Genomic DNA, 15,946 nt, shown 5'->3' on the forward strand with positions numbered 1-15,946 from the left:
TCCCTGAGCTATGGCGGCCACTCGTATTCGCAGAGCCCCCGAGGAGTCCCGGCGGGCGATCCTGCAAGCAGCGGAGGAGCTCCTCGTCGAGGGCGGCCTCGACGCCGTCAGCGTCCGCGCCGTCGCCAAGCGGATCGGCATGACCGACGCGGGGGTCGCGCACCACTTCGGCAGCCGCCAGGACCTCCTCGTCTCCCTCCTCCGGTACGGCGGTCGCCGCATCCGCGAGGCGGTCGAGCAAGCGGTCGCCTCCTGGGTGGACGGGCACGCCGATATCGACACCCTGGTCCGGGCCATCTCCCGCGTCTACGACCAGGGCTACGCCGAGCTGGCCGTTGCACTGCACGCCGCAGGCTGGGAGGACACCGGCGTCGGGTTCCTCGAGCCGGTGGTCCAGATCCTGCACACGGCCCGAACCCGGCCAGGACCGTTGAGTGACACCCGGCTAGCCGTTGCCGCACTCCACCAGGCGCTGGCCCTCGACGCCACCTACGGCGCCGCGTTCCGGCGGAGCGCGGGCATCAGCGAAGCAGCGGCGAAGCGGCCGAGCCCGCAGCGGACGTGGTGGACCAACACCCTGCGCAGCACGCTCGGCCTGCCGGACGCAAACGATGACTTCAAACGGTAGTCAGATGTTGGCAGTGAGTTACTGACCTCTTGTCAGAGGACTGGCCCAGGCGTCACAGTGCTCCTCACGATTCCCGTCCCAATCGTGAGGAGCACTTCTGTGAGCAGACGTCTGATGGCCGTGGGTGCGGTCGGGGGGTTGCTGGTTTCGGGGCTGGCTGTGATGCCGGCCGCGGGCACGCCTGCGGGAGGTGAGCTGCGTCAGGTCCGCGATGTGGTGCGCGATCCCGACGGCAGCGAGTTCATCCGGTACGAACGCACGTACGACGGATTGCGCGTCGTCGGTGGCGACCTGATTGTCCAACACAGCAAGGGGAAGGCCGAGCGAACGACGTACAACCGTGGTTTGAGGTCGGTGGCGGTCCCCTCGACGCAGCCGAAGCTCAAGTCGGCGGCCGGTGAGCTGATCGTCTACGTGACGGCGACCATGCCGGTACTCGCGTACGACGTGATCACCCGCAGCGTGAAGCCAGATCAGACCCCGTCGGTGCTTCACACCTACACGGATGCGAACACTGGCGCCGTACTGGGCAGTGATGACGAGATCAAGGCAGGCGAGGGCAACTCGATGTACGCCGGCGTCGTGTCGCTCGGCACGTCGTACGTCGCCCCCAACTATCTGCTGAAGGACCCCAGCCGGGGCAACAGCTACACCGTCAACGCGACCACGAACGCGATCTTCACCGACGCGGACGACATCTGGGGCGACAGCCTGCCGACCAACCCGCAGACGGCCGCGGTCGACGCACACTTCGGTGCCCAGGTCACGTGGGACTACTACAAGTTCACGCACGGCCGGCTCGGCATCTTCAACAACGGCGTCGGCACCAAGTCGCGTGTCCACTACGGCAGCAACTACGTGAACGCCTTCTGGGACGGCACCCAGATGACGTACGGCGATGGCTCGGGCAACGTCCATCCGATCACCTCACTCGATGTCGCCGGTCACGAGATGACCCACGGCGTCACGCAGGCGACCGCGAACCTGAACTACTCGGGTGAGGCGGGCGGCCTGAACGAGTCGACCTCGGACATCTTCGGCACGATGGTCGAGTGGTACGCCAACAACGCCACGGACCTCGGTGACTACCTGCTCGGCGAGAAGCTGGACCTCGGTGCTCCCCGCCGGATGGACAAGCCCTCTTCCGACGGCTCCAGCGCCGACTGCTGGAGCTCAAGCGTCGGCGGCCTCGACCCGCACAACTCCTCCGGCCCGCTGAACCACTGGTTCTACCTGGCCGCCGAAGGCACCGGCGCCAAGACCATCAACGGCGTCGCCTACAACAGCACCTCCTGCAACGGTACGACGTTCACCGGCATCGGCCGGAACATCGCTGCCAAGGTCTGGTACCGCACCCTCACCACCAAGCTGACCTCGTCCAGCAACTACCTCGCCGCCCGCAACGGCGCGATCCTCAGCGCCAAAGAACTCTACGGCGCCGGCTCACCCCAATGCCTAGGCATCCAACGAGCCTTCGCCGCCATCAACGTCCCCACCAGCACCCAAACCTGCTAACCCACCTGGAGCGCCGCCGAGCGTCCGAAAACACGCCGACCACGTGCGCGGGTTGTTCGGACGTTACGGGGTGGTTAGGAGCATCGGCCGGGGCGGAGGACCTGTTCGGGGCCGGTTTCCAGCGCGTAGCGGCGGAAGTCGGTCTCGTACTCGATGCGGATGCCGGTCAGGTGGCCTTCGCCGTAGATGTCGGGGCGGCGGACCTGGACGACCAGCCAGGTCTCCGGCGACTTCGCGGGAAGGGCGGCATCGACTGCGAACTGGGGCCGGTCAGGGGTGCGGTCGAACGGACCGTCACCGAAGCTCCAGCCCGGCTTACTGCTTCCGGAGTCCTTGAGGGCTTCGGGCAGGAGCAGCGCACCTGCGTCCTCAACGCCGGTGGGGTCGATCAGCGAGACGTCGGTGATGCGGATTGCCGACGAACTGCTGTTCTGCAGTCGCGTCGTGCCGATGGTCGCGGTCTCGGAGGTGCCGACGGGGAAGCAGAGTTTGTCGCCGAGACCGCTCTCCCCCAGCGGGCCGTCGCCATGCCGTACGCCGAAGAACCAGCCGGCTACCAGCAGCGCCCCCACCGCCACACCCACCCCAAGAATTCGCGTACGCATTCGTCGCCCCCCAGGCGTCTGCGCAGGCCAACCGCCTGCGACTCGTCCATTGTCGCCGCTGAAGGGGTTACTCGCCGCTGATATGACGTGCGCCATAGTCACTGGAACTAAGTATGACGCTCTGCATAGTATCGAAGACATCGAGAAGAGGAGATCCACGATGTCGTCCGTACTGATCACCGGTGCCTCTCGGGGCATCGGACGTGCCATTGCGCTCGAGTTGGCGGGCCGCGGCCACCGGGTTGTTGCTACCGCCCGACAGGCCGAGGCGCTGGCTGACCTGCCGGTTGCGGAGCGATTGCAGCTTGATGTGACCGACCAGGACAGCGTCGACCGAGCCATCGCGGCCGCCGGTGAGGTCGACGTACTGGTGAGCAACGCGGGCTCGACGCTTCGCGCGCCGCTGGAGACCGTGCCGCTCGCGGAGCTTGAGCAGCTCTTCCAGCTGAACACGTTCGGCGCGCTGCGGGTCGCGCAAGCGGTATTGCCGGCGATGCGGGAACGCGGAGCCGGGCGGCTCGTCTTTGTCTCCAGCATCCAAGGCCGGCTCGTGCTGCCGATCATTGCCCCGTACGGCGCCAGCAAGTGGGCACTCGAGGCGATCGCCGAGGGACTCGCGGTCGAGACCGCACCCTTCGGCGTGAAGGTGAGCATCATGCAGCCGGGCGCGGTCGCCACCGACGGAGCCGCGGGGGCGAAGTCGTTCTTCACCGACGACGACCCCTATCTGCCGCTGTACAAGCAACTCCCGGCATTGCGCGGCGAGGTCATCACAGCCGAGGAAGTGGCCGCAGCCGTCGCCGACACCATCGAGCACACGGACCCGCCGCTGCGCGTACCGGTCGGCGTACCGGCCGAGCAAGCATTGAAGGCCCGTAAGGAAGCGCCGGAACACGCGCCGTTCCTGACCGCCCAGCTCGACTGGTGATCACCGCGCCATCCCAAAGCCGTGCCGCACACGATCCATCTAGCCGCTACCGTGGGCGGATGTTCGGTGGACGGGGGCGGTAGTGCTTCGACTGACGAGGCAGCAGGCGCGGCGCATCGCCGTACGGGCTCAGTTGCTGACGGCGGATCGTCCGACTGACCTGGTGTCGATGGTTCACGACCTGACCTTGCTGCAGATCGATCCGACGGCGGCGATCGCGCCCAATGCGGATCTGGTGGCGTGGAGCCGGCTGGGTACGTCGTACCAGCCGGCTTCGTTGCGGCAGGCGGTGGAGGTGGAGCGGACGCTCTTCGAGTTCAACGCGCTGATCCGCCCGACGAGCGATGTCGCGTTGTACCTGGCCGGTGCCGAGGAGCAGCCGACGTGGGAGAAGGCCCGGGAGTGGATGCGGAAGAACGACAGCTTCCGCCGCGACATTCTCGACGTACTGGGCGAACGCGGACCGCTGACCTCGCGCGACATCCCGGACACGTCGACCGAGCCGTGGGCCTCGACCGGCTGGAGCAACGCCCGCAACGTCACCAAGATGCTGGACTGCCTGATCGCCCGCGGTGAGGTCGCCATCGCCGGCCGCGTCGGCCGGGAACGCAAGTGGGACCTGGCCGAACGTGTCTACCCCGCCGACCTCGTCATCCCCACAGTCGAGGAGGCGACCCGCCTCAAGAACGAACGCCGACTGCGATCGCTCGGCATCGCCCGCGCGAAAGGCACCGAGGTCCCGGTCGAGCCGTGGATCGTCGGGGACGTCGGTCAGCCGGTCGAGGTCGAGGACACCAAGGGCGAGTGGCGCGTGGATCCCGCCGCACTCGACGCCGACGACTTCACACCCCGTACGGCGTTGCTGTCGCCCTTCGACCGCTTGATCCACAACCGTCCCCGGGCCGAGGAGCTCTTCGACTTCGAGTATGCACTCGAGATGTACAAGCCGGCCGCCAACCGACGCTGGGGCTATTTCGCGCTCCCGATCCTGTCCGGCGACCAGCTCGTCGGCAAGCTCGATGCGATCACCGACCGGAAGGCCTCGGTCCTGCGGGTAAACGCGATCCACGAGGACATCGCCTTCACCCGCAAGACCAGCAAGGCCGTTCAAGCCGAACTGGAGAGCCTCGCCCAATGGATCGGCCTGGCCGACATCCAGCAGTGACTGAGTCAGCGGCCGAGGTCCACCACCCAGGTTCCGTTGTCCCACCTGGACCTGATCCGACCGCTGTCGTAGCCGACGCCTAGCGTCGTGAACGAGCAGTTCAAGAGATTGCCGCGGTCGACGCCATTGCTCATCCAGGCGTCCACCGCGTCGGCCGCGGCGCGGGAGCCGGCGGCCAGGTTCTCCGCGGTTGAATCACCCGCGAACCCTGCTGCTCGCATGCGGTCGGCCGGGGTGCGACCATCCTCGCTGTCGTACTCGAAGTAGTGGTGCTCGACTATGTCGCTCGCGTGACCCTGGGCCGCACGATCGAGCGCGCTGGTCAGTCGCAACGGCCGACAGCCGGCCGTGGCCCGCTCGGTGTTCGTCAACCGCAGGACCTCCCGCGCTTCAGCTGAACCGCTGGGCGTTGGCGGCGGGGTCGGAGTCGGCCGCGGAAGCTGGGTCGGCCGCGGCCGGAGAACCGATGACCGGGAGACCGGTTGCCGGGACCTCGGCGGCGTCGGCGGCGTCGGCGGCGATGCATCGGGGGTGCTGGTCGGCGCGGGAGTCGACCTCAGCACGACCGGCTGAGCGGTCACCTCGCCGGCTGGTGGGACGCGGCGAGGGAACCCGGTCGATTCGCGCGACCCGCGAGCCACCGACCAGGCGCCGACCAGCACCAGCCCGATCACCACCAGAGCTCCGATCAATGGAGCGGTCGCGACGCGCTTGCGGCGTACCGGACCGGGCTCCTCGTCACAATCCATCACGCTACGGAAGCTAATCCACTACTGCACAGGCGATACGACCTCGCGCCAGGTCTTTACGATCACCGAAGGTTGACCGGTTCGGTCATTTAGTTGCCTACGGCAATTGAGCGTAAAACTCCGGAAAGAGTCCGCCGTCCGCTGTTTCAGACCGACCGGTGCCGCCCATAACTTTCCCAGCACGGGCAAGAAGATCGTGATCGGAAGCAAGATGGCCCAACGAGTACCTGTCACCACTCACGTCCACGGAACAGCGGCCCGGGTCGGCTGGTTCGCCCTGTACCTCGAAGCGCTCCTGGTCCCCCTGGTCCTTACCTGGCTGTCGTACGGCGCCCGGACGATGAAGGTCGGCGAGATGCTCGCGCTAGGTCTCGGTCTGGTGGCCTTCTCGGCACTGGTGGTCGCGGTGATCCTGCCGGCCCGGGTGTCCCCGCTGATCGCCGCGTTCGGGATCGAGACGATCCTCAAGATCCATCGAGGTATCGCGAAGGCCGCCGTGGTGCTGGTCGTGCTGCACATCGTCGCGGTGCTGATCGAAGACCCCCGAGGTATCCGGATCTTCAACCTGCTGCACACCACCTCTGCCGCCCGCGCCGCGACCGCTTCGACGGTCGCACTGGTCCTGATGGTCGTGCTGGCGTTGACCCGGTCCCGCCGCCAGCCGCGGTACGAAGGCTGGCGGATGGTCCACAACGTGCTGGCCGGCGTCGTACTGGTAACTGCTTGGCTGCATGTCTGGTGGCTACGGCACTTGATGACGAAGCCGTTGCTCGCGGTCTGGTTCTTCGCCACCGGGCTGCTGGTGGCAGCTCTCGGCGTACGGCGCTGGCTGTGGTTGCCGCTGCGCGCACGCCGGCGCTCTTACCTGCTTCAGGAGGTACGGCGTGAGCCCGGCGACGGAGTCACCCTGACGATCGCGGCCGACCAGCACGGCGGCGTACCGTTCAACGCCGGGCAGTTCGCGTGGCTCAAGTTCGGTACGTCGGCGTTCGTGTTCGAGGAGCATCCGTTCAGCATCTCCTCGAACGCGGACCGGCCGGACGTCAAGCAGTTCACGATCAAGGCGCTCGGCGACTTCACCGAACTGCTCAGCGCGCTGCGCCCTGGCCGCCGCGTCTTCCTGGACGGCCCGTACGGCGGATTCACGATCGAGGGCCGCGACGGCTCGGCCGGATTCATGATGATCGCGGCCGGCGTCGGCATCACCCCGCTGTTGAGCATGCTGCGCACCCTGGCCGATCGCCACGATCACCGGCGGCACTGGCTGATCGTCGCGGCCCGGACGGTCGAGGACCTGATGCTGCGCTCCGAGATCCTCGAGCTCCGCCAGCGACTCAACCTGCGCGTCGTCGAGGTGCTCAGCAAGCCGGGTCCGGAGTGGACCGGCGAGACGGGCCGGATCAGCGGCAGAGTGCTCTCGCGCTATCTGCCGCGGAACCCGTCCCGGCTCAACTACTTCATCTGCGGCCCGGACCCGATGGTCCATACCGTCAGCCACGCACTCGCCGCCCGCGGCATTCCGTTGCGCCGCATCCACACCGAACGCTTCGGTGCGGTCTGAGCCCCACACGTCACGAACCAGCGCCGGCCTTGCGCGCGCGGCGGGTCAGGAAGATGACGGAGACGAGGAACCAGAAGGCGCCGAAGAGCGAGTAGCCCGCGATGGTGGACAGCCCGCTGGTAGGTGCGGCCGACCTGGCGGCGAACGAGGCGCCGGCGAGCACGGACAGGCCGCCGCTGATGATCATCGGCCACTGGGATCCGACGGTACGGCGACGTCGTACCGCGACCGTGAGCTGGATCGCGCCGGAAAACAGGGCCCAGACGCCGAAGACAAGCAGGGCCCTGCCGACGGTGGCGAAGGTAGCGGCGAGCATCGCGCCGGTCGCGACGAGGCCGAGAACGATGTTGATGGTGGCGACCCGGTTGGGGTTGCGCTCGAGCAGGGTGGCCACGGCGTCCCACAGCGGGTAGACCGTGAGCAGGACGGCCGCGACCAGGGTGAGCTTGTCGGTCGAGACGAGCGAGCTCGTGGTCGTGAACACAAGTGTTGCCCAGAGCAACGAGAAGACGATCCGGACCAGGTAGACGGTGCGGAGGCTGGTGGGCGACGTGGTGGTTGCAGGTACGGCGGTCTGTGTCATGCAGCCAGTGTTCGCGCTCCGGAGCCACGCCGTGTACTACGGATGAAGTACTTCGGGACAGCGGGGATGGCGCAGAATCAAGGCATGGCGCAGCACGAGAATGACGCACCCCTGTGGATCCGTCGTCCCCAGCTGGTGAACCAGGCCGCCTACGCCGTGGCCGGGCTCGTCTTCGCCGGTCAGGTGATTGCGCTGGTACTGCGAGGGCCGGACTGGCCGACCGCCTTGTCCGTGATCCTCGCGGGCGTGGGCGTTGCGCTGTCGTGGTGGCAGCCGTGGGCGGGGTTGATCGTGACCAGCGCGACCTCGTTCGCCGTCACGGCAGTGGGCAACGACCCGCTCTCGCTGTGGATGATGGCCGTGCTCGTGCTGATCTCGGTCACGTTCCGGGGCAAACAGCCGGTGATCGCCACCGCCATCGTCGCGGCCTCCTTTCTCGGCGCCTACATGACGGTCGGCGGGTTCCGCGGCGGGCCGGTCGCGGGAGTCGCCGCGCTCTTCTCCGCCGTGGCGGGTGGAGCAACCGGTACGGCGCTCCGCATCTACCGCGATCACTGGTGGACTCTGGAGGAGCGGGCTGAGAGCGAAGCCACCCGTCGCGTCTCCGAAGAACGCCTCCGGATCGCGCGTGACCTCCATGACGTGATGGGGCATCAGGTCGCGATGCTGAGCGTGCATCTCGGGGTGGCGGAGATCGGACTGCCGCAAGAAGCCGAGTCGTCTCGCCAAGCCCTCGAGGCCGCCAGATCGAACGCGCGGACGGTCGTCATGGAGACGCAGCGGATCCTCGCGCTGATCCGTCGCGGCGACGACGTCTCCGACGGCGAGGCCCTACGGCCGACGCCGTCGCTCAGCGGTCTCGAAGGGCTGATCGCCTCCTTCGGCAGCATCGGTCTCGACGTACGGCGGGTGCTCGACCTGCCGGACGGTTTCGTCGAGCCCAGCGTGGGTGTGACGGTCTACCGAGTCGTCCAGGAAGCGCTCACGAACGCCCATCGGCATGGGGTGGGGACGGCAACGGTTGAGGTCCGCGAGCATGAGCGCCGGATCCGCGTCACGGTCGAGAACCGCATCGATCCCGCGCATCAGAGCCGAGGCAGCCGGCTCGGGCTGGTCGGAATGCGGGAACGCGTCGAGTCGTCCGGTGGACAGCTGACGATCGACACCGCGGATAGCGTCTTCCGGGTTCGCGCGGACTTCAGCCCGTCAGGAGCCGACCTCCGATGACGCGCGTACTGATCGTCGACGACCAGGACGACATGCGGGCCGGGATCCGGGCCATGCTCCTGCTCGACCCCAGCCTCGACGTGGTGGCCGACCTCTCGGACGGTCTCCAGGTCATCCCGTTCCTGCGCGAGAACCCGGTCGATCTGGTCCTGATGGACATCCGGATGCCGGGGATCGACGGCGTCGAGGCGACCCGCCGGATCCGCGCCGATCACCCGGCCGAGGAGGTCCGGGTGATCGTGCTGACCACCTTCGACCAGGACGAGATCGTCCTGGCTGCTCTCCGGGCCGGCGCCAACGGATTCCTGAGCAAGACCGTCAGCCCGGCCGAACTCGTGGCCGGGATCACCGAGGTGGTCACCGGCGGCGGAGCGCTCTCCGCGGCGGCGACCGCCGCCCTCATCGGCCACATGACCGACAGCCCGCCGCCGGTCGTCGACCAGGAGCTGCTCCAGCGCTTCCGCGCCCTGACTCCACGGGAGCGGGAGGTCGTCGTACTGATCGCCGGCGGACTCGCCAACGAGGAGATCGCGGCCCAGATGTTCCTCTCCCCGCTCACCGTGAAGACTCACGCCGTCCGGGCGATGACCAAGGTCGGCGCCCGCGACCGCGCGCAACTCGTCTCCTTCGCGTTCCGCGCCGGCCTCTACTCCTGAATCAGGCCGACGGGAGCGCAGGGGTGCGGCCGGTGAGGATTCTGAGCAGGCGGGTCAGTGACACGACCTTGAGCAGGGCAAGCGCTCCTGCGGTCAGGTAGGCCAGCCACATCACGCCGAAGTTGTGACCGAGCACCAGGGAGATCACGACGCCGCCGGTGTTCAGGGCCTTGGCCGGCATCGACCAGTTGTACTTGTAGATCGGCTTGTCGATCCGGAAGAAGTAGTTCGGGCTGATGCACCCGGGCCACAGCAGGAAGGACAGCGACAGCATCGTGTCCAGGACGCCGAACTGGAACAGGAACAGCGCCAGCGGACCGAGCACGTCGGGATAGACCGCCAGGAACGCGCCCGCGAGGAAGAACGCACACGCCCGGTCGCAGACGATGTCGAAGACGGCGCCGGAGATCGTCTCCTGCTTGCGGTACCGGGCGACACCGCCGTCGAGCGAGTCCCCGAGCCAGTAGACCGGGTAGGCGATGAACAACCAGATCGGCGTACCGACCCGATAGGCCACCACCGCGAAGGCCATCGCGACCACCGTCCGCCCGAGCGTGATCCGGTTCGGCAGCCCGAGCAGTTCGCGGGTCGCCATCGCCGGACCGATCCTGGTCGCGTTGTCGTTCATCAGCCGCCTTCGGTAGTGGTGCCCCGCGCGAGTCCACGCCCGACGAGGTGGTCGTAGCAGTCGCGCAGGAGCCAAAAGATCTCGTGGTTCGAGCGGTCGATCTCGACGAGATTCCAGTGGACCGACGTACCGGCGCGCACCGCGCCGTCGATGTCGACCACACCCTGACCGTAAGGCACCAGCTGATCGTCCATCCCCCGCGCAGGACCGTCCTTGAGGTGAAGGTACTCCAACCGGTCACCGAGCGACCCGGCGAGGCCGACCGGATCGACGCCTCCGGTCTGTGCCCAGTACACGTCCAGCTCCAGCACCACGGCCGGGTCCAGCGCGTCCAGCAGGACCTGGTACGCCGTTCGCCCGTCGAACGAGTTCCGGAACTCGGCGAAGTGATTGTGGTACCCGATCCGCATCCCGTACGACGTCGCGTTGGTCACCGCCTCGTTGATCCGATCGGCACCACTCCGGATCCCGTCCACCGTGCTGAACTCCTCCGGCTCCAGACTCCACACCAGCGTGTCCGCGCCCAGTTCGGCGTACTGGTCGAGGATCGCGGTGGCCCGCTCACCCGCCGGGAACGGCGCATGCGAACCGCACACCTCGAGCCCCAGCTCATCGAGGCGAGACCTGACCATCTTCGGCGCATGACCGTAGAGGTCGTAGGTCTCCACCCCCGCAAAACCTATCCCGGCAACCCGTTCCAGCACACCGAGCAGGTCCTCCCCTGCCTGATCGTGCAACGACCACATCTGAACACCGATCAGCGGACTAGGCACCCCGAAAGCCTAAGCCGGTCCTGGTCAGAGGGCGTTCCGTGGCCGGATGTTGCCTACAGCCAGCCGTTTTGTTCGGCGAGGCGGGCGGCTTCGGCGCGGGTGCGGGCCTGGGTCTTGGCGATGGCCGAGACGAGGTGGTTGCGGACGGTGCCGGTGGAGAGTCCGACGGCGCGGGCGATGTCGGCGACGGTGCCGCCTTCGGCGGTGGCTCGGAGTACGTCGGCCTCGCGATCGGTCAGGGGATTGACCGCGATCTCGCGCGCCTGGGCGGCGAGGCCGGGATCGATGAACCGCAGCCCGGAGTGCACCCGGCGGATCGCGTCGACGAGCTGCTCAGGCGGTGAGTCCTTCACGACGAAACCAGCCGCACCAGCAGCCAAAGCCCGAGTGAGATAACCAGGACGACTGAAGGTCGTGCAGATGATCACCCGACACTCCGGTACGGCGTGCCGCAGCTCGGCGGCGACCGCCAGTCCGTCGCGACCGGGCATCTGTACGTCGAGCAACGCGATGTCGGGAGTCGTGCGACGCGCAGCCTCTAGCACCGCGGTCCCGTCGCCGAGCTCGGCCACCACCTCGAAGTCGGACTCCAGCCGCAGCATCGAGGCCAGCGCACCACGGACGAGCGCCTGGTCATCAGCCAGCAGGACGCGAATCACGACGTACCGGGGCCTTGGGCGAGGATGCGGAAACCGCCGCCAGGGGCGCGACCGTGGTCAAGGGTGCCGGAGACGGCGGCCAGTCGCTCGGCGAGACCGGTGAGACCGTGGCCGGCTGTGATCTCGGCGGAACCGTTGCCGTCGTCGGTGATCTCCACCCAGTCGCGGCCGAGCCGGATGTCGCAGTGCTGAGCATTCGAGTGCCGCAGGATGTTCGTCACCGCCTCGCGGACGACATAGCCGAACACTGCTTGAAGTTCAGGCCGCACGTCGTCAGCCGCCGTCGGCAGGTCCGCGCGGACACCAGCCGCCCGTAGGGCCAAGCGAGCACCCGCGATCTCGGCGACCAGCGAGACGTGACGATAGTCCGAGACCGTGGCCCGAACATCCGACAGCGCCTGCCGGGACAGCACCTCGAGCTCACGCACTTCAGCCAAGGCAGAATCGATGTCGGCGGCAACCTCCAGTTGCCGCCGCGCCAAGCCCAGCTTCACGGTGATCGTCGACAGGCTGTGGCCGAGAATGTCGTGCAGATCCCGCGCAAGCCGTTCCCGCTCCTGATCGACCGCCAACTGCCGCACCTGCTCCCGGGCCGCGCGCAACTGACCGATCGTGAACGCCAGCGCCAACACGATGCCCAAGGCAACGGTCACCCCCACGAGGATGATCAGCGACCGCCAGTCGACACGACCGGTACTCCCCCACATCCAGCCGACCTGACCGGCCGCAGCGGCGAGGCCGATCACCAGCGAGGCACGCAACGGCAGCAACATCAGCCCGATCGCGATCGCAAACGTCAGGTTGGTCAACAGCTCCGGCGAATTCAGCAGCATCGCCGGTGCCGCCCCGACCACGAATGTCGCGGCCACCCACAGTCCGCGCGTCCGCCGCGGCGCAAACGGCCCGAACCACACAGCCGGCAAACACGTGAGCGCATAACACCCGATCAGAACCGTCGCCAGTACGGCGGCCACACCGTCGTACCGGTCGTTGACCGTGTACGCGGTGGTCACGGTCACCACGGCGAGCGAGATCCCGGTCGACACGGTAGCGATCACGCGGACCCGGTGGATCGACCCGAGGAAGCTCCAGTCCGGCCAGTGCCGGGCGGAGAACTCGTCGGGGGCGCGGTCGATCACGGTCGCCATCGTACGTCGGCCACACCGTGCCCGGACCCGTACCAAATGGCAGGGGCCGCCGTGATCCGGCCGTGGTTCGGTGGATCCTCAGGAAACGCCCGACAGGAGGAAGTACCGTGCGCAAGATGTTGCCAGCAGCAATAGTCGCCCTGGCGGTGACCGCGGCGACCGCGGGGGTGTCCGGGGCCGCGACCTCGGCCGAGCCACCGAAGACCGCCGCGCTGCCGTGGACGGCCTGCGTCGGCAAGGGCCTGGAAGGGCTGGAGTGCACGACCCTCAAGGTCCCGCTCGACTATGCCCACCCGGCCGGGCGCACGATCGACCTCGCGATCTCCCGCAAGGCCAGTAAGGACCCGGCGAAGCGCCGTGGCGTGCTACTCCTCAACCCCGGCGGACCTGGTCTGGCCGGGCTGATCGCTCCGAACCAGATCAAGCTTTCCCAGCCGGTGCTCGACACGTACGACGTGATCGGGTTCGATCCGCGGGGTGTCGGCAAGAGCACCCCGGTGACGTGTGACCTGACACTGGAACAACAAGCGGATGCGTCCAACCCGCCGTACCCGCACAACTCCCAGCAGGTCGTCGCCTCGGCCAAGATCGCGAAGACGATCGCGAAGCAATGCACCACCTCGAAAACCGCCGGCCTGCTGCCCTACATCAGTACGGCGAACACGGCCAGAGACATGGATCGCATTCGCGAAGCCCTGGGTGCGGCGAAGGTCTCGTACTACGGCGTCTCGTACGGTACCTACCTCGGTGCCGTGTTCACCACCTTGTTCCCGCAGCGCACCGACCGCGTCGTCCTCGACAGCAGCCTGCCGCCGGACGGCTACACGGTCGGCGCGCTCCGCGCCCAGGGCTACGGATTCGAGACCCGCTTCCCGGACTTCGCCCAGTGGGTCACGGTGAACGCCAAGTCGCTCGGGACGACCCCGGCCGCCGTACGGGCGAAGTACTTCGAACTCGCCGCGCGGCTGGACAAGAAGCCGGAGAGCGGCATCGACGGTACGGCGTTCCGCGCCACGACCAGCGGCCTGATCCGTGACAACGCGGTCTTCCCGCTGCTGGCCTCGATCTGGGTCGGTCTCGACACCCACACCCTGCCGGACGAGCCCGCCGTCAACACCGGCGACAACTTCCAGGCGTCTTACCTCGCGGTGATCTGCGGTGAATCGCAGTGGCCGCGGTCGGTCGTCACCTACCAGGCGAACGTCGCGGTCGACCGGGTCCTCGCGCCCATGTACGGCGCCCTCGCGGCCAATGTCCGGGCCTGTGCCTACTGGCCGTCGCCGTCCGCACCGAAGGTCAAGATCACCGATGCCGGACCGTCGAACGTCCTGATCATGGAGAACCTTCGTGATCCCGCGACACCGTTGCGCGGCGCGCGGCAAATGAAGTCCGCACTCGGCGACCGGGCTCGCCTGGTCACCGTCGACCAAGGCGGTCACGGTGTCTACGGAGCCGCGAACAAGTGCGCGAACGGAGCCGTGGACAAGTTCCTCACCACCGGGCAGCGCGTCCAGCGGGACACGTTCTGCCCGGCTGAATCACAGTAGGGCGGCGTGCCGGGCGAGCAGAAATGCTCGCTCGGCCTCGTTGTCGGTCAGGGCGAGCGCTTCCTCGTAGGCCGCGATCGCTTCGGCGGTGCGGCCGAGCCGGCGCAGGAAGTCGGCCCGGATCGCGCTCAGGTAGTGATAGGCCGCGAGCGCAGGTTCATCCGCGAGCGGTTCAAGCGCCTCGAGTCCGGCGGCAGGACCATCACGCATGCCGAGGGCGACAGCCCGGTTCAGATCCGCGACCGGTGATGGCCAGGAGGCGCGCATGACGTCGTACAGGGCGATGATGCCCGACCAGTCGGTCTCCTCCCAGGACGCGGATTCAGCATGTACGGCGGCCAACGCGGCCTCGACCGCATACCGCGACGGCGAGGCTCGGGTGAGCGCGTCGGTCAGGGCCGCGACGCCTTCGTTGATCAGGTCGCGGTCCCATTGGGAGCGGTCCTGTTCGGAGAGCAACAGCAGGCGACCACCGCTGTCCGTGCGAGTGGCCGATCGCGCTTCGACCAGCAGGAACAGCGCCAGCAGCGCGCTCACTTCGGCTGTGCCCGGCATCAGGAGGCGCAGCTTCCGGGTGAGCCCGATCGCGCTGTCGACGAGATCCCGCCGTACCAGGTCCGGCCCGGATGGCGCGACGTGGCCGGTGGTGAAGATCAGGTGCAGCACCTCGAGTACGGCGGCCAGCCGGTCGACCAACTGATCCGGCGGCGGGACCCGATACGGGATGCCGGCGGCCAGGATCTTCTTCTTGGCCCGCGTGATCCGGGCCGCCATCGTCGTCTCCTGGACGAGGAAGGCTCGCGCGACATCGCCGGTCGACAAGCCGCACACCAGCCGCAACGTCAGCGCCACCTGCGCATCGCGCGCGAGCGCCGGGTGGCAACAGGTGAAGACCAGCCGGAGCAGATCGTCCTCGAGAATCTGCTCCGGTCCCGGGATCGCGTCGTCCGGCACGAGGAGCGGCAACGTCTTCCGCTCCTGCGCCGCACGGCGGAGGAAGTCGAGCGCCCGGTTCCGCGCGACGGTGGTCAGCCAGGCGCCGGGCCGATCCGGTACGCCGGACTCGGGCCAGGTGCGCAGTGCCTGCGCGAACGCGTCCTGGGTGAATTCCTCGGCCAGATCCAGATCGCGCGTCACCCGGGTGGTGGCCGCGAGCACGCGGCCCCACTCCTGCCGATGCGCCTCGGCCACCTCGTCCATCGTCGGTCAGCCGTGGTTGACGAGCGGACGAATCTCCACGCCGCTGTGGCCGACATGCACCTCGCGCAGTCCGGAGGCCAGGGCGATCACCTGGTCGAGGTCCTCGGCCTGCAGCACATAGAAGCCGCCGAGCACCTCCTTGGCCTCCAGGAAGGGCGCATCGGTGATCGTCACCTGTCCGTTGCCACCCGACCGCAGACTTGTCGCCGTCGACGACAGCTCCAGCTCACCGGCCGTCAGCACGGCGTCCCCGGCCTTGGCCGCGAACTCCTCGTGCGCCGCGACGATCCGGGCCCGCTCCTCGGGCCCCGTCGCTGCCCACTCCGCCTCGTCACCGAAGATCAGTACCAGGTAGTTCATCGTTCGAGCTCCTC

The 15,946-nt window shown here is 67.9% G+C and carries 17 protein-coding genes; 8 read left to right on the top strand and 9 right to left on the bottom strand.

Translation table 11 applies throughout. The features are described from left to right. Nucleotides 1-10 precede the first annotated feature (10 nt). Nucleotides 11-628: a TetR/AcrR family transcriptional regulator gene (locus tag ACIA49_RS01560; protein ID WP_396375126.1), complete on the top strand. Its 618-nt coding sequence runs from the start codon at nucleotides 11-13 to the stop codon at nucleotides 626-628. Between the two features lie 99 nt (nucleotides 629-727). Then, entirely contained in the window at nucleotides 728-2,143 is a 1,416-nt protein-coding gene (locus ACIA49_RS01565; protein ID WP_396375127.1) for a M4 family metallopeptidase, read from the top strand. A gap of 74 nt (nucleotides 2,144-2,217) precedes the next feature. On the opposite strand, the gene ACIA49_RS01570 is transcribed toward ACIA49_RS01565, so the two are convergent. After that, complete coding sequence (locus tag ACIA49_RS01570; RefSeq protein WP_396375128.1) at nucleotides 2,218-2,748, bottom strand: hypothetical protein; 531 nt, start codon at nucleotides 2,746-2,748, stop codon at nucleotides 2,218-2,220. Nucleotides 2,749-2,908: 160 nt separating this feature from the next. Between ACIA49_RS01570 and ACIA49_RS01575 the strand changes: the two genes are divergently transcribed. Together ACIA49_RS01575 and ACIA49_RS01580 are read left to right on the top strand one after the other, a co-directional pair. Beyond that, complete coding sequence (locus tag ACIA49_RS01575; RefSeq protein ID WP_396375129.1) at nucleotides 2,909-3,676, top strand: SDR family oxidoreductase; 768 nt, start codon at nucleotides 2,909-2,911, stop codon at nucleotides 3,674-3,676. Between the two features lie 82 nt (nucleotides 3,677-3,758). After that, the gene (locus ACIA49_RS01580; protein WP_396375130.1) at nucleotides 3,759-4,841 is read left to right on the top strand and encodes a DNA glycosylase AlkZ-like family protein; all 1,083 of its coding nucleotides are present in this window, start codon (nucleotides 3,759-3,761) and stop codon (nucleotides 4,839-4,841) included. Nucleotides 4,842-4,846: 5 nt separating this feature from the next. Here the strand turns inward: ACIA49_RS01580 and ACIA49_RS01585 are convergent, their stop codons facing one another. Continuing rightward, complete coding sequence (locus tag ACIA49_RS01585; protein WP_396375131.1) at nucleotides 4,847-5,590, bottom strand: CAP domain-containing protein; 744 nt, start codon at nucleotides 5,588-5,590, stop codon at nucleotides 4,847-4,849. Nucleotides 5,591-5,801: 211 nt separating this feature from the next. Here ACIA49_RS01585 and ACIA49_RS01590 point away from each other — a divergent pair, with 211 nt between their 5' ends. Continuing rightward, nucleotides 5,802-7,151, top strand: coding sequence for a ferric reductase-like transmembrane domain-containing protein (locus ACIA49_RS01590; protein ID WP_396375133.1), 1,350 nt, complete (start codon nucleotides 5,802-5,804; stop codon nucleotides 7,149-7,151). 10 nt (nucleotides 7,152-7,161) lie between these two features. Here the strand turns inward: ACIA49_RS01590 and ACIA49_RS01595 are convergent, their stop codons facing one another. Beyond that, nucleotides 7,162-7,734, bottom strand: a complete 573-nt coding sequence (locus tag ACIA49_RS01595) for a DUF308 domain-containing protein (RefSeq protein WP_396375134.1) — start codon at nucleotides 7,732-7,734, stop codon at nucleotides 7,162-7,164. 84 nt (nucleotides 7,735-7,818) lie between these two features. Between ACIA49_RS01595 and ACIA49_RS01600 the strand changes: the two genes are divergently transcribed. Together ACIA49_RS01600 and ACIA49_RS01605 are read left to right on the top strand one after the other, a co-directional pair. Then, the gene (locus ACIA49_RS01600) at nucleotides 7,819-8,961 is read left to right on the top strand and encodes a histidine kinase (protein ID WP_396375135.1); all 1,143 of its coding nucleotides are present in this window, start codon (nucleotides 7,819-7,821) and stop codon (nucleotides 8,959-8,961) included. After that, nucleotides 8,958-9,617 (top strand): response regulator, encoded by a 660-nt coding sequence (locus ACIA49_RS01605; RefSeq protein ID WP_396375136.1) that lies wholly within the window; start codon nucleotides 8,958-8,960, stop codon nucleotides 9,615-9,617. The genes ACIA49_RS01600 and ACIA49_RS01605 overlap by 4 nt, the downstream gene beginning before the upstream one ends. Nucleotide 9,618: 1 nt before the next feature. On the opposite strand, the gene ACIA49_RS01610 is transcribed toward ACIA49_RS01605, so the two are convergent. From ACIA49_RS01610 to ACIA49_RS01625, 4 genes are read right to left on the bottom strand one after another with little or no spacing between them, the layout of a single operon-like run. Then, entirely contained in the window at nucleotides 9,619-10,245 is a 627-nt protein-coding gene (locus ACIA49_RS01610; protein ID WP_396375137.1) for a CDP-alcohol phosphatidyltransferase family protein, read from the bottom strand. Continuing rightward, nucleotides 10,245-11,018: a sugar phosphate isomerase/epimerase family protein gene (locus tag ACIA49_RS01615; protein ID WP_396375138.1), complete on the bottom strand. Its 774-nt coding sequence runs from the start codon at nucleotides 11,016-11,018 to the stop codon at nucleotides 10,245-10,247. Before ACIA49_RS01615 ends, ACIA49_RS01610 begins: the two co-directional genes overlap by 1 nt. Nucleotides 11,019-11,071: 53 nt before the next feature. Next, a complete protein-coding gene (locus tag ACIA49_RS01620) occupies nucleotides 11,072-11,677 on the bottom strand; it encodes a response regulator (protein ID WP_396375139.1) in 606 nt (201 codons plus the stop codon). Next, entirely contained in the window at nucleotides 11,674-12,816 is a 1,143-nt protein-coding gene (locus ACIA49_RS01625; protein ID WP_396375140.1) for a sensor histidine kinase, read from the bottom strand. Before ACIA49_RS01625 ends, ACIA49_RS01620 begins: the two co-directional genes overlap by 4 nt. Nucleotides 12,817-12,941: 125 nt before the next feature. On the opposite strand from ACIA49_RS01625, the gene ACIA49_RS01630 reads away from it, so the two are divergent. After that, on the top strand, nucleotides 12,942-14,372 hold the full coding sequence (locus ACIA49_RS01630; protein WP_396376024.1) for an alpha/beta hydrolase: 1,431 nt from the start codon (nucleotides 12,942-12,944) through the stop codon (nucleotides 14,370-14,372). Here ACIA49_RS01630 and ACIA49_RS01635 read toward each other — a convergent pair. Together ACIA49_RS01635 and ACIA49_RS01640 are read right to left on the bottom strand one after the other, a co-directional pair. After that, nucleotides 14,364-15,572, bottom strand: coding sequence for an RNA polymerase sigma factor (locus ACIA49_RS01635; RefSeq protein ID WP_396375141.1), 1,209 nt, complete (start codon nucleotides 15,570-15,572; stop codon nucleotides 14,364-14,366). The two genes, ACIA49_RS01630 and ACIA49_RS01635, sit on opposite strands and share 9 nt — an antisense overlap. Before the next feature lie 6 nt (nucleotides 15,573-15,578). Beyond that, on the bottom strand, nucleotides 15,579-15,932 hold the full coding sequence (locus tag ACIA49_RS01640; RefSeq protein WP_396375142.1) for a YciI family protein: 354 nt from the start codon (nucleotides 15,930-15,932) through the stop codon (nucleotides 15,579-15,581). Nucleotides 15,933-15,946: the final 14 nt, after the last annotated feature.

The sequence above is a fragment of the Kribbella sp. NPDC051587 genome (assembly GCF_044453945.1).
Taxonomy (GTDB): Bacteria; Actinomycetota; Actinomycetes; order Propionibacteriales; family Kribbellaceae; genus Kribbella.

Coding starts and splice junctions, on each gene's coding strand:
- ACIA49_RS01605 (WP_396375136.1), top strand. CDS start 8,958: ATGACGCGCGTACTGATCGTCGACGACCAGGACGACATGCGGGCCGGG.
- ACIA49_RS01570 (WP_396375128.1), bottom strand. CDS start 2,748: ATGCGTACGCGAATTCTTGGGGTGGGTGTGGCGGTGGGGGCGCTGCTG.
- ACIA49_RS01600 (WP_396375135.1), top strand. CDS start 7,819: ATGGCGCAGCACGAGAATGACGCACCCCTGTGGATCCGTCGTCCCCAG.
- ACIA49_RS01595 (WP_396375134.1), bottom strand. CDS start 7,734: ATGACACAGACCGCCGTACCTGCAACCACCACGTCGCCCACCAGCCTC.
- ACIA49_RS01585 (WP_396375131.1), bottom strand. CDS start 5,590: ATGGATTGTGACGAGGAGCCCGGTCCGGTACGCCGCAAGCGCGTCGCG.
- ACIA49_RS01560 (WP_396375126.1), top strand. CDS start 11: ATGGCGGCCACTCGTATTCGCAGAGCCCCCGAGGAGTCCCGGCGGGCG.
- ACIA49_RS01575 (WP_396375129.1), top strand. CDS start 2,909: ATGTCGTCCGTACTGATCACCGGTGCCTCTCGGGGCATCGGACGTGCC.
- ACIA49_RS01635 (WP_396375141.1), bottom strand. CDS start 15,572: ATGGACGAGGTGGCCGAGGCGCATCGGCAGGAGTGGGGCCGCGTGCTC.
- ACIA49_RS01590 (WP_396375133.1), top strand. CDS start 5,802: ATGGCCCAACGAGTACCTGTCACCACTCACGTCCACGGAACAGCGGCC.
- ACIA49_RS01630 (WP_396376024.1), top strand. CDS start 12,942: ATGTTGCCAGCAGCAATAGTCGCCCTGGCGGTGACCGCGGCGACCGCG.
- ACIA49_RS01610 (WP_396375137.1), bottom strand. CDS start 10,245: ATGAACGACAACGCGACCAGGATCGGTCCGGCGATGGCGACCCGCGAA.
- ACIA49_RS01640 (WP_396375142.1), bottom strand. CDS start 15,932: ATGAACTACCTGGTACTGATCTTCGGTGACGAGGCGGAGTGGGCAGCG.